This window comes from Pontibacter populi, from assembly GCF_040278685.1.
Classification (GTDB): Bacteria; Bacteroidota; Bacteroidia; order Cytophagales; family Hymenobacteraceae; genus Pontibacter; species Pontibacter populi.
The window spans coordinates 74,390-87,059 of record NZ_JBEOKT010000007.1 but is presented as its reverse complement, the minus strand read 5'-3'; the positions used below and the strand labels follow the sequence as shown (position 1 = coordinate 87,059).

The following is a 12,670-nucleotide window of genomic DNA, read 5'->3' as shown; positions in this document are numbered from 1 at the left end:
TATTAAAATCCTTTGTATGCTCCGCTCCTTTATTTTATACATAGCGCTACTAAGTACATTTGCCTGTAATCAACCTGACAGAGAGGAAGTACAGGAACAGTTCCGTGAGCGACAGCGTGCTGTACAGGAACGCGCCCGTGAACTGGAAGAAACCACACCAACTACAACTCCGGCCGAGCAACCTGATACAGTAACCCCTTCATCTGATGCTTCGGTAATTGCACCAACCACCACAACAACCGGCGACAAAGTAGTAGCTATAAAAGATGGAGATACGATAGAGTTGCTCCGCAACGGGCAAACTATAAAAGTAAGATTGTATGGGGTAGACGCCCCTGAAAAGAACCAGGATTTCGGGCAGCGCTCACGACAGTTTACCTCTGACCTGGCGTTTGGCAAATTTGTAAAACTGATAGAGCATAACAAGGATCGTTATGGCCGTACGGTAGGTACCATTATTTTGCCGGACGGACGTAACCTGAACGAAGAACTAGTAAAAGAGGGTTATGCCTGGCACTACAAAGATTACTCAAAAGACGTCCGCCTTGCTAACCTGGAAGCAGATGCTCGCCGCTTTAAGCGTGGCTTGTGGGCTACCCCAAACCCCGTAGCTCCCTGGGATTTCAGAAAAAACAAAAAAGAAACTGCTGCACAGCAGAAAGCTAAAAAAGAAGCTGCTATTCAGAATGCTCCCTTATCTGCAGGGGCCTCTACCCGGAAAGTGTTTCTCTGTAACAGCGCGGGCTCCTCTGTGTACCATTACACCAAAGACTGCCCCGTGCTGAAACGCTGCAAAGAGCAGGTGCTTACCGCCACAGAAGAAGTAGCCGTAAGGCAATATGGCCGCCGCGCAGACAAAACCTGCAGCCCTAACTAAGCTTATAGCTTAAGCTTTGAGCTGTTTCTGGTTTTAAAAGCCAAACTTACCCCTAGACTATAGTTGCCTTTCGCTTATATTTGCCAGAACTATACATTCTATGAACATCAAGACTCCAAACCTACTGCACTGCCTTAACTACACCTTAGTTGCCCTGCTTATAGTTTGCAGCACCGCCTTTACCGCGTGCCAGCCGACCGAAGAACAACAAGAAGAAGCACCTGTAACTAGTGAACAAACCGCCCTCGTAGATACAACCCAGCGCCGCCCGGCTCCGGAATTCTATATTATACCGAAAGGTACGGAGCGCAAGCGCGTATGGCTTTGCGACGATTATGTATCAGATATATTTCATGTGGACAACAAATGCGAAGTACTGGTGACTTGTACAGGCACTTTCAGGAATGTATCGTTGCTGCGTGCTATTGAAGAGTATGGCCGCTACAACTGTACTGTTTGCGCCGTAGATATGGCCGATATTTTTGACGAGAATAAGATCAGATAAACAAAAAGCCCCTTTCGGGGCCTTTTTTATTTAGGTTCATGTAGTACCAGCAGCGGCATTTCGGCCTGGTAGGTCAGGCGATCGGCGAGGCGTTGGGTAAACAGATCGGCAAAAAAACCTTTGTTACGACGCAGCACAGCCAGTACGCTTCCGTTTTCCTGTTGGTAATATGCTTTCAGACCTTCGTCGGGCCTTTTGTTCACAACTTCTTTGATGCACATGGTTGTCTCAGGAAATAAGCCGCTCACCTCATCCCAGAACGCTTGAGCCCGCTCTTTTAAGGCATCTGTAGATTCTTTTGATACATGTACCAGATCTACACAGGCGCCGAACAAATTGGCAAAGCTTACCACCTGGTACAGCGCTTTTACATCTTCGGGTGTATAGTCGGTGGCGTAAATAATTTTGGTAAAATCAGGATCTGCAGCACTGCCGGGCACTGCCAGCAACGGACTTCTCACTTCTTCCACCACGGCTTCTGTGTTGCTGCCTATCAGTAACTCTTCCAGGGCATTTCCGCCGCCGGTTGTGCCCATCACTATAAGTTCGTAGCCTTCTTTCTGTGTAAGGTGTTTTGCCAGGTCAATCAGCAGGGCTTCTTTCAGGATATAATCGCAGGTAAACTCGCCACTACGGTTAGCACCGTGCATTTCCTCTATCTGCCGCACCATGGCTTTCAACCGCTCGCCGGCATCGCGTAACTGCTCGCCCAATAGTTCGCTTGCCACCAGTGCCGTTTCTGAGGTATCAACTATAGGCAAATGCACCACGTGCAGCAAGGTTAGGTGCGCCCCTGTTTTGCGGGCAATATAAATAGCATAGTCCAATGCTCTTGCAGCGGTCTTAGAGAAGTCGGTTGGGCAGAGTATTTTTTTCATGAGTTATAGTTGGGCTTGTGTATCTGTTGTATGCCAAGATTGCTATATATACGCAACCCGCCAAATCAGATTAACGCAAAAAACCTGAAAGTGATAACAATCATCCCTGGTTATCTGCTTTTTTAGCTCCATCACCCTTTTATAGTTACTCCTGATACCCTAGTGCCTTCACCTCTTTCCAGGTCCAGTTATACTTCGGAGTTATAGACTGGTTGGCTTTCCGGTAATGTTCCACGACTATCTTTTTCAGATCTGTTGCTTCTATAGTGGAACTATAGATCTCGCGCTGGGTTGGGTTATCGTAAGCTTCCTCGCGGTTCAGGGTATCGCCCTGCAGGCGCAGAAGTGGTCCGGTTTCGGTTACTGCATCGTAGGTCCAGGTGCGGTTACTTTTTTCGAGGGCGTTAAGTTTTGCAGCAAGCGGGGCCAGTGGTAAGCGTGGCAAAGTTGGCCTGGAGGAAATATCTACCCAGCTAGTGTATTTATATTCCAGTTCGTAGCGGTTATTATCGTAGCAGGTCAGCACTATATCAAACCCCGACGTTCTGCTAAAAAGCGAATAATAATGCACCGGCTCCGTCGTTTCGATAATGATAAGGCCGATCTCGGGGTGGCGGGTAAGCCTAGTAGCAGGACTATACATGGTTCGGTAGCCAAGCAACACATCTCCCACCTCATCTTCCCAGGCGCCGCGCTCCCAGTCCGGGTCTTTTAACACCTGCTTAAACCGGGGCAGAAAATACTCAAACTTCTTAACACATTGTATCACTTCCTTTTCTTCCATCTCATCGGCTGCAAAAGGCTTGTAAAACAGTTCTCGTTCGCGGGCGTTTATCCAGCACACCAGCTTCAGGGCTTCGCCGGCCAGCGGGTGGTTCAGGTCCAGTTCCCTGAAGTCGCCGATCAGGGCCATTTGCCGTAAAAGCTCTTCGTGCTCCAGTGCCAGTTCCGGATTCAGCAAACTCCACACGCCTACAAAGCCATCAATATCAAAGTGGTTGGCAGTTACATACGGCAGCTCCAAACCCGGAATATTGTTACGGATCGCATTCAGAACTATAGCTGCGCTGGTATCGTCACGTAGCTCATCAGGGGTGGGTGCGCCGCGCCAATGCGAAAGTGTCAGACCGTTTGGGTGGGTGCTGTCTACAACTATAGCTTTTTTTTCTTTCAGCTCCGAGAAGGGTATAAACTGCTTTTTGCTCATAGGTATAAAGGTCTGAAACTGCCGGCACAGAAGCAAAAAAAGCATGTTGATTGGTGTTTAACCTGTCTATTCAATCAGTGAAATGTGATTATTGTTTCTCTATTGTAATCCTGAGCGTTAGTCGAGGAATCTTTTATGTCCTATATTTTGAAACTTTACTTTCCGAACCAAGCTATCCTTTCAAATTACCTCTAACCCTGGGAGCTTTACTTACCTACCGTTTCATTTTATGCTTTGGTGCCCTCACGGCCGGGAGGCCTCGTCTTCGGGCATCGCGCTGTGCGAATCTCTTTTGCTCATTCTTCGCAATGCCTGCGGCACCAGATATTCACAAGGCGCTCAACCCAAAGACAGAGAAATTTCTCATAGCAACTGCTTTTCTATAACTTGAACCCGTAAGCTTCGATATTTATCGTGGTCATAATTCCGTAGGGACAGGCCGCGACCTGTCCGCTCTATAGACTTAAACTATAGAACTACATGTTAACTATAGTAATGGCAGAAAGTCCCCCTTTGAAGGGGGCGAAGGGGGATGTTTAACCGTACCAGATCTCTCACGCTGTTCGAGATGACAAAGTAGAAGGCCAAAAACTCCCCGCCTTAAACTACCGGGAAGTGAGTTCAAAGGTAGCAAGCGTAGCTCTGAGGGGTTGGGGGTGGTTGGACCACGGCAACTATAAAACTATATCTATGGCTACTCCTACTCCTGTCCCTGCCGGGCCAGTTGAGTCGGGAGACTCAACACCATAGTAAGTCACGAGTCTGGAGACTCGCGCCAGAATTATGAACTATAATTCTACAGAAACTCCCTCTCCTGTACTTAGGAAAGGGCTGAGGTGAGGTAAAATCATAAAATCACTTCTTCTTTCTCCGACCGCGGCGGTTGGAGATGCGTTCCAGGCGTTTGCTTTTTACCCATTTCAGGTATTTTTGGAGTGGCTCGGCTGTTTGCAGGGCGGGTATGGAATTGTAAAGTACGGCCAGTTCGCGGTTCGTAAAGGTCAGGTGCAGCGTGCTGTGGCAGGGCTGACACAAGTCAGCGGTTGCGCCGTAACGACCGCCTTCTTCCCGGGGAACCAGGTGATGCCGCGACACTTGTTGCACTTCACGGCCACATAACTCGCAATGATGTTCTTCTTTTTTTCCAGCCATACGATAGATCAGCCTTGATTATCCTGAACAGTAAACTATAGCAGCAGGTTTTATACACTCTCCTCTAAACTATAGCAGTAACTATAGCTCCTTACGTATGATTAATCTGTACATTTGCCGCCCTGATTTGATTACCAAACTTGAACTATGGAAATGAATAACGATCAGTCTGTAGAATTTGCTGCACCTGCAATAGAAGATCATGTCCCTAAAAAAGAGATCCGTGAAGGGCTGCTGATCTTTACCTTGGCTGCCATCCAGTTTACCCACATGATGGACTTCGTGATCATGATGCCGCTGGGGCCGCAACTGATGCGCGTGTTCAACATTTCTCCAAGCGAGTTTGGTTTGCTGGTGTCGGCTTATACATTCAGTGCTGCGGTTGCCGGTTTCCTGAGCGCCCTTTTCATCGACCGCTTCGACCGGAAACACGCCATGCTGGGCCTATACCTTGGCTTTACGCTTGGTACGCTGGCTTGTGCCCTTGCCCCTACATTTATAATGTTGCTGGTTGCCCGTGTTGTGGCTGGTGCCTTTGGTGGTGTGCTGGGTGCGCTTATTCTGGCTGTTATCGGCGATGCCATACCGGAGCAACGACGTGGCGCGGCTACAGGTAAGGTAATGGCAGCTTTCTCTGTTGCATCTATCGCGGGTGTGCCTGTAGGTTTGTATCTGGCGAGTATATCCAGCTGGCATGCGCCTTTTTACCTGCTGGCCGGGTTAAGTTTTATAGTTTTGCTGGCCTCGTTTAAGTTATTGCCTCCTATGCGCGGGCACCTTACCAATGCCGTTAAACAAAATCCTTTCCTGGTTTTAAAAGAAATACTGCAAAAGCGAAACCTGCAGTGGGCGATGGCTTTGATGATCGCACTAACGATGTCGGGTTTCCTGGTAGTGCCTTTTATTAGTCCTTATATGGTGGCTAATGTGGGTTTTTCTGAAACAGAGTTGAGCTATATTTACCTGTTTGGAGGTATTGCAACGGTATTTACATCGCAGTGGGCCGGCCGCCTGGCCGATAAGTTTGGGAAGCATAAAGTTTTTATTATCTCGGCTGTGCTTTCGTTTGTACCTATCCTGCTTATAACAAACCTGCCGCCTGTGCAGCATTATGTAGCGCTTATAGTTACTACTATTTTCTTTATCTTTTTCGGAGCGCGTTTTGTGCCGGCCATGTCGCTTATCACGTCCAGCGTAGAGCCTAAGTTGCGGGGCAGTTTTATGAGCATTAACTCTTCGGTGCAGCAGCTGAGCGCAGGTGTGGCAGCCTTTGTTTCGGGGCTGATCGTGCAGGAAGCGGCAGACGGAAAGCTACAGAATTTTGCCTGGGATGGCATACTGGCCTGCCTGATCACGCTGATCGCTATCTGGGTGGTTCGCTACATTAAAACTGTTGGGTAAGGAATACTTTTACGGAATTATTGCGTACGTATTAGCTATAAACTGAGAGAAACTATGGCAAAAAAATCTTTTAACGAGCTTATCAGCAGCCCCGGCATGCCTGTTTTAGTAGACTTTTACGCCGACTGGTGCGGCCCCTGCAAAACCATGAACCCGGTTATCCAACAGGTCGCCTCTGAGTTTTCGGGTAAGCTGAAAGTGATAAAAGTGAACGTAGATAATAACCAGGCTGCCGCGTCGCAATACCGTGTGCAGGGAGTACCTACCTTTATCCTGTTTCACAAAGGCGAAGCCGTTTGGCGCCAGTCCGGTGCATTGCCAGGCCACCAGTTAGCCCAGGTTATCAAGAAATATGTGGCGTAAGGTAATTTTGAATAACTGAATTCTGAATTACTGAACTGGATAAAAGGCTGAACGAGAAGTACACATAGCATCAGATTTTTTATTAACGGCTGTTAGAGAAGCCTGTCATTATGCCTTAACTTTTACTCTCCAGTATCTCTTTAAGCAATTGCAGGTCTTTTTGGTTTGCCTTTTTCATGGCGTTTGCCATAAAGGGAGCAAACAGTTTCGAGAACCCCTTCGGCTGGCCTGCATTTCGTAATGTCATCCGGGTTTTGTCAGCACTAACTGCTTCCCAGGTATAAGTGGTCTCCATCGGGAACGGCCCTTGCGCAGTTCGCATTACGAGTTTTAGCCCCGGTTCAAATTCAACTATCTCATAAGTGTAAGCCAGTTGTTTACCCAGGAACTGCGCCTTAAATGCAACTAACGAACCAACAGCCAGCGGCTTAGGCGTTTTCCATTCTGCCGACTTAATATTAACATACCACACGGGGGCATTATCAGGATTGGCGGCAAAGGCTGCTACTTTCTCACGAGGGCATTCAATAATTATTTCTGTTTGTATATCTACTGGCTTCATTCCCTAAAATTATCTTAATTACTCGTTTTCTTACCCACAATTTCTATTTACCCAGCAACTCTGATAAGCCAACCTGCTCAAACAGGATCCGTCCGATTTTTAGTTGAGACCAGCCCTCTTTTAGTTTGTAAGTAAACCTGGGAGTTTCATTCTCAAGCACACATTCTATAAAGTACTCTTTTATACTTTCATAACTGCTGCTATGTAATTGTTCTTCCAGTTGCAGCAAATGTGTTGAGATAAGGAAATATGAGCCTTTTATCTTTGTCAGCCCGTTTATAGTTGTTTGTGTAATATCCAGTGCATCATCCACATTTGTCCCCCTGAATATCTCATCAAAAACAGCAAAGCACTTTTGAGAATTTTCTGTGGAACGAACCACTTTTCTTAGATTCTCAATCTCTGCCATAAAATGACTATAACCATCCCGCAGGTTATCATTCAGATTGATAGCGATAGCTATAGTATTAAAGTAAGGCACCGTACAGGTTGAAGCCGGAACAGTAAAGCCAACATGAGCCAGGTAAACACAAAGTCCGATCGCTTTCAGCAATGTGGATTTACCAGACATATTTGGACCTGTAAGCAACAACACATTCTTATCCTCTTCTAACAGCAAGGTATTCCTGACAGGAGATTTAACTATAGGATGGTAAAAATCTCCGATACTGAAGTTATCATCACTAAACCCTGGAAAAGTAAAGCCATGTACAAGTGTAGCCTTAGCCACAGACCAGTATGCTTCAAAAGTAAAAAAGTAGTCCCAGAAAGCGCTAACCTCATCCTGATTTAAAGTGCTAAGCTGCTCTGAGAACTTTATCATATCGCGTACCCTGAATCGATGCTCCAGCACTTGATTTGCCAGTTTATCCAGGTTAAGTGAATTCAGGAATGAAACAGTACGTACCAGATCTGATTTAAACTGTTCCGGAAACACAGCACTGTTAAGTCTGTTCAGGTATTGCGCCTGTAATCCATTTAGTAACTGTATTAGCTGAACCAGCTTTGACTGTAACTGCTGTCGCTCTGTTTCAGATGTTTTCAGACGCAGCCAACTTTGCAACTTCTTTTTATTAAGGCCGGTTCCCGCTATAGCTACCATAAAGGTGTGCACTTCAAGCAGATCAAGCTTGCGGTATGTGAAGTTCTCCATCACTGCCCAATTTGCAAGCATACCCTTTATAACAGTAGTTCTGTCCCTGACTTCAGCTTCTGTTACTGGTGGAGTAGTTAGCAGGTAAAGTAGTTGTTCCTCAGAATAGGTATTATTGGTAAAATTGAAAAAAGGCAAAACATCCTCTTTCAGCTTCAAATCATGAATCTGCATCATATTTCTATAGTTAGAGCCTCTACAACTGCAAAATAAACACAGTCGGTCCGCCGGCTTTGCTTTTAACCCTGATGCTGCCGCCATGCTGGCGCATGATCTGTTTAGACAGGCTTAGCCCGATGCCGGAACCTTGTTTTTTGGTGGTGTAAAAAGGGATAAAAAGCCTGTCAAGCACCTCATCCGGAATACCAGCGCCGTTGTCGCGCACTTCTATCCGCACCTTGTACTTGTTAGTTTCATCGGCATAAGCTACAACTTCCACGCTTGGGTCAGAGCTTTGCTCGCAGGCTTCCATCGCATTTTTAAGCAGGTTTATCAGTACCTGTTCCAGTTGTTCCGGGTCGGCCTGCAGGGTAATATCTGAGGGTACCAGGTAAGTCGAAAGCTCCACATGTGCTGTCTCAAAGTAAGGTTTCAGGAGCGTGTGCACATCGCGGAGCAGGTTATTTATGCTTATAGTTTGTAGTTCAGGTAAAGGCAGTCGCATCAGGCGCCGATAGTTCTTAACAAAATGCAGCATACCGGTTGTGCGCCGTTCTATCGTTTTCAACCCGTCCTGAATGTCTTCCAGGGCTTCCTCACTGATCGGTTCTCCGGCTTGGCGTGCTTCCAGTTCATCCTCCAGTATACCATTTACCGTGGATGTAAGCGAGATAACCGGCGTCATAGAGTTCATGATCTCGTGGGTCAGTACCCGTATCATTTTCTGCCAGGTCTGTACCTCCTGCTCTTCCAGTTCGGCCTGTATGTTATGCAAACTCACGATCTTAATGCTTTTGCCCTGCGATACCAATACGGTAGCATGCACCGACAACAGCAACTGCTCGTGGTTATGGTGTAAGGTAACCAATGCCTTTTCGTTGCTTCCTACACGTTGCAGTACTTCCAGCAGTTCTTCGCTCACCCTGTTCAGGGTTTTAATGTTGGTAAAATGTGGTTGGTGCAAAAGCTCTTTGGCTACATGGTTCAGCAACAACACATTTCCGTCCTTATCAAAAGAAAGTATGCCAATACCAATGTGCTCCACTATAGCCTGCAGGTATAAATAGTGTGCCTGCTTATCCGCTTTTATCTTCAAAAACGAATCAGATATTTCATTAAAGGCCTTGTAAAGATGGGTGTACGTCTGGTCGCCTCCTTTTTCAGGGAAGCGCTGTGTAAAATCAGAATGGCGGATAGCTTCCAGGAAACCGGTTATATCGTGGTTGGTACGCTCTACAAAATGGATCAGGGCGTATAGTTGCATAGCTAGCAGCACCCCAATACAGAAAGCGGCTATGTACCATTCGGTGCGGAAGAGCACTACCATAAGGGCAACCATACTTAGCAGAGCCAGGCCAACATGCAGCAACAATTTTGCCCTGAATCTATTATAGCCCATGTTTCTCGATTCGGCGATAGAGTGCGGTGCGGGTTATACCTAGTTCTTTGGCGGCATGCGTAATGTTACCGGAATGCTTCACGAGCACTTTCTGCACCATCTGCTTTTCAAGCGCCTCCAACGTATGATCCCCGTCCGACAAAACCGGACCGCTGGTATACTCCCCATTTCCCTGGTCCGGCTTTGAATCAGTATCAGGTGCAAAGTAAAAGTCTTCTTCGTGTAGTTCGGTGCCATCGCACATTATAATGGCACGCTCCATGGCATGGTCCAGTTCACGTATATTTCCTGGCCAGTAATAAGCGTTCAGGCGGCGCAAGGTTTGGGCATTCATGCTCAGGCCTTCGCGGTTATATTTTTTGCTGTATAGTTGCAGGAAGTGCTCAGCCAATAGCTTTATATCTTCTTTTCGCTCACGCAGCGGCGGCAACTGTATCTCTACGGTATTGATCCGGTATAATAGGTCCTGGCGAAAAGTTCCTTGTTTTACCATGTCGTAAAGGGGCATGTTGGTCGCGCAAACCAGGCGGATATCGATAGGCCGCGGTTTATTGGTACCAAGCCTGATAACCTGGCGGTTTTGCAACACAGACAGCAGTTTCGCCTGCAAGGCCAGCGATAAATTACCGATCTCATCCAGGAACAGCGTACCACCATCAGCAGCTTCCATTCTGCCTACCCGGTCTTCTTTGGCATCTGTAAAGGCTCCTTTTGCATGTCCGAAGAGTTCGCTTTCGAATAATGTTTCGCTTATTGCACCCAAGTCTACTTTTTCAAAAGCCTTGTTTGCTCGTTTAGATTTCTGGTGTAATGCCCGGGCTGCCACTTCTTTACCTGTTCCGTTCTCACCTAATATCAACACGTTGGCATCGGTGGCGGCTACTTTATCTATAGTCTGGTACACCCGCTGCATCGCCGGCGATATCCCGATAAACTCGCCGTAATGGAAAGTTGAAGGCACATTTGATTTAGGAGCCTGAACTATAGCCCGATCAAGAATTTGCTGGCAAGCAGATTTAAGTATAGCTACCAATTTATCATTACGCCAGGGCTTCAGTACAAAATCGGTGGCACCTTCTTTCAGGGCACGTACAGCCAGCTCTATATCGCCGTAAGCCGTCATCAGGATAACCGTTACATTTGGGTCAAGCTGTTTTATCTGCTTCAGCCAGTGCAGGCCTTCTTTACTGCTGGTGGCACCTGCGCTATAGTTCATGTCCAGCAATACCAGGTCGATGGAAGATTCTGCCAGTATGGTGGGAATCTGGTATGGGTCAGATGTAGTCTTTACGGATGCGAAATGTTGTTTCAGCAATAACCTGCCTGCTGTCAGGATATCTTCTTCATCATCTACAATTAATACGTGGCAGGCAATTTTACTCATAGTTTGGGTAGTAGTGTGTTCTGTTGATTATACTAATGTAAGTCTTTTTCATGCAATAAATCAAACTGTCCGCTATGCTTTAGTTAAGCTCTGCCCTCAGTTTTTGGCTGTTCCCCATCTGCGTTTATACAGAGTGTCCGGTTGCAGACAGTACACTGTTCGATTGCGAACACTATAAACATAGCGCCAGCACTATAAACAGCCTTAAAACACTGAATACAAGCATATTACCTAAAATGGCACATATATTGACAAACCCATATCATAAGAACACAATTGCCTGTAATTATGGATCGCGTAATAGAGAAAAAGAAGTACCCGCCTAAAAAAATAGCCATTATAGCTACTGTAACACTGGTGCTGGTACTTGTTATTTACAACCTACTTTTTGCTGAACATACCACTAAACTAAATGTAGAGACCCAGCGCATAACCACAGGTAGTGTGCAGGAAGGCACTTTCCAGGAGTTTATTGCTGTAGATGGTTCTGTTGATCCGCTTAAAACGTTTTTCCTGGATATTACAGAAGGTGGACGCGTTGATAAAATCTATACTGATGATGGCAAAATGGTGCAGAAAGGCGATACGATCCTGAAGCTATCCAACACGACGCTCCAGATCGACTTTATGACCCGCGAAACGCAATTATACGACCTGATGAACGAGCGCCAGAACTCTGAGATACTGATGAAGCAGGACCAGATACGTAAGATGAATGAGCTGGCTGAAATAGATTATAACCTGACAACTGCTGAGCGCACTTATACCCGTAACAAAATGCTTATAGCTGAAGGCGCTATCTCAAAAGAAGAGTACGAAGCATCTAAAGATAATTACCAGTACCTGAAGCGTCGTAAAGACCTGGGGGAACGATCTGTGAAACAGGATGCCCAGTTGATGGATGACCGCCTGCGCCAGTTAGATGAATCGATACGGAGAATGCAGGCTAACATTAACATGGCCCGCAACACCCTGAATAACCTGTATGTAGTAGCTCCCTTTACCGGCCAGTTATCAACGTTAAAAGCGGAAGTAGGAGAAAGCAAAGCAGCCGGAGAAAATATTGGCCAGGTAGACGACCTGAACGGCTACAAAGTAAAAGCAAACATTGATGAGCACTACATCTCAAAAGTGTACCCCGGCCTGGATGGCAGCTTTGAGTTTAACGGCAAGACCTATAAAGTAAAAGTGGCCAAGGTTTTCCCCGAAGTACAGAATAACACGTTTCAGGTGGATATGGAGTTTGCAGAAGGTACACCCGAAGGTATTCGTCGTGGGCAGACACTGCAGCTAAAACTAAACCTGAACGATGGCGGCAAAGCAATACTTTTACCACGTGGTGGCTTTTACCAGAGCACCGGCGGCAACTGGATCTTTGTAGTGGATAAGTCCGGTAGTTTTGCCGAGAAACGAACTATAAAACTAGGCCGACAGAACCCGAACTACTACGAAGTTATAGATGGCCTGAAGCCCGGTGAGAAAGTTATAGTTTCATCTTACGATAGCTACGGCGACATTGACCGGCTGGAACTGAAGTAATGGTTAATCATTGATAGTTAATTATTTAGATCAGCAATACAACTTTCTAACTTCTAAACTTTTTAACTTACTAACTAATACAACCCGCTCC

General features: G+C 46.4%; 12 protein-coding genes. 5 read left to right on the top strand and 7 right to left on the bottom strand.

The features are described from left to right. Positions 1-16 precede the first annotated feature (16 nt). Together ABS362_RS09830 and ABS362_RS09825 are read left to right on the top strand one after the other, a co-directional pair. A complete protein-coding gene (locus tag ABS362_RS09830; protein WP_350412271.1) occupies positions 17-877 on the top strand; it encodes a thermonuclease family protein in 861 nt (286 codons plus the stop codon). A gap of 100 nt (positions 878-977) precedes the next feature. Then, on the top strand, positions 978-1,382 hold the full coding sequence (locus tag ABS362_RS09825; RefSeq protein WP_350412270.1) for a hypothetical protein: 405 nt from the start codon (positions 978-980) through the stop codon (positions 1,380-1,382). Between the two features lie 26 nt (positions 1,383-1,408). Here ABS362_RS09825 and ABS362_RS09820 read toward each other — a convergent pair whose 3' ends face one another. From ABS362_RS09820 to ABS362_RS09810, 3 genes are all read right to left on the bottom strand, one after another. Continuing rightward, positions 1,409-2,260, bottom strand: coding sequence for a universal stress protein (locus ABS362_RS09820; RefSeq protein WP_350412269.1), 852 nt, complete (start codon positions 2,258-2,260; stop codon positions 1,409-1,411). A 145-nt stretch (positions 2,261-2,405) separates the two neighbouring features. After that, positions 2,406-3,467, bottom strand: a complete 1,062-nt coding sequence (locus ABS362_RS09815; RefSeq protein WP_350412268.1) for a DUF6687 family protein — start codon at positions 3,465-3,467, stop codon at positions 2,406-2,408. A gap of 855 nt (positions 3,468-4,322) precedes the next feature. Continuing rightward, positions 4,323-4,619 carry an HNH endonuclease gene (locus ABS362_RS09810; protein WP_350412266.1) on the bottom strand — a complete coding sequence of 99 codons (297 nt, stop codon included), beginning with the start codon at positions 4,617-4,619 and terminating at the stop codon, positions 4,323-4,325. 147 nt (positions 4,620-4,766) lie between these two features. On the opposite strand from ABS362_RS09810, the gene ABS362_RS09805 reads away from it, so the two are divergent. Together ABS362_RS09805 and trxA are read left to right on the top strand one after the other, a co-directional pair. Continuing rightward, a complete protein-coding gene (locus ABS362_RS09805) occupies positions 4,767-6,020 on the top strand; it encodes an MFS transporter (RefSeq protein WP_350412265.1) in 1,254 nt (417 codons plus the stop codon). Between the two features lie 54 nt (positions 6,021-6,074). Further along, positions 6,075-6,383: a thioredoxin gene (gene trxA / locus ABS362_RS09800; RefSeq protein ID WP_162425607.1), complete on the top strand. Its 309-nt coding sequence runs from the start codon at positions 6,075-6,077 to the stop codon at positions 6,381-6,383. A gap of 115 nt (positions 6,384-6,498) precedes the next feature. On the opposite strand, the gene ABS362_RS09795 is transcribed toward trxA, so the two are convergent. From ABS362_RS09795 to ABS362_RS09780, 4 genes are read right to left on the bottom strand one after another with little or no spacing between them, the layout of a single operon-like run. Further along, on the bottom strand, positions 6,499-6,945 hold the full coding sequence (locus ABS362_RS09795) for an SRPBCC family protein (RefSeq protein WP_350412264.1): 447 nt from the start codon (positions 6,943-6,945) through the stop codon (positions 6,499-6,501). A 43-nt stretch (positions 6,946-6,988) separates the two neighbouring features. Beyond that, positions 6,989-8,275 (bottom strand): MutS-related protein, encoded by a 1,287-nt coding sequence (locus tag ABS362_RS09790; protein ID WP_350412263.1) that lies wholly within the window; start codon positions 8,273-8,275, stop codon positions 6,989-6,991. Between the two features lie 19 nt (positions 8,276-8,294). Then, on the bottom strand, positions 8,295-9,656 hold the full coding sequence (locus tag ABS362_RS09785) for a sensor histidine kinase (RefSeq protein WP_350412262.1): 1,362 nt from the start codon (positions 9,654-9,656) through the stop codon (positions 8,295-8,297). Further along, the gene (locus ABS362_RS09780) at positions 9,646-11,040 is read right to left on the bottom strand and encodes a sigma-54-dependent transcriptional regulator (protein ID WP_350412261.1); all 1,395 of its coding nucleotides are present in this window, start codon (positions 11,038-11,040) and stop codon (positions 9,646-9,648) included. Before ABS362_RS09780 ends, ABS362_RS09785 begins: the two co-directional genes overlap by 11 nt. A 288-nt stretch (positions 11,041-11,328) precedes the next feature. On the opposite strand from ABS362_RS09780, the gene ABS362_RS09775 reads away from it, so the two are divergent. Continuing rightward, on the top strand, positions 11,329-12,579 hold the full coding sequence (locus ABS362_RS09775; RefSeq protein WP_350412260.1) for an efflux RND transporter periplasmic adaptor subunit: 1,251 nt from the start codon (positions 11,329-11,331) through the stop codon (positions 12,577-12,579). Positions 12,580-12,670: the final 91 nt, after the last annotated feature.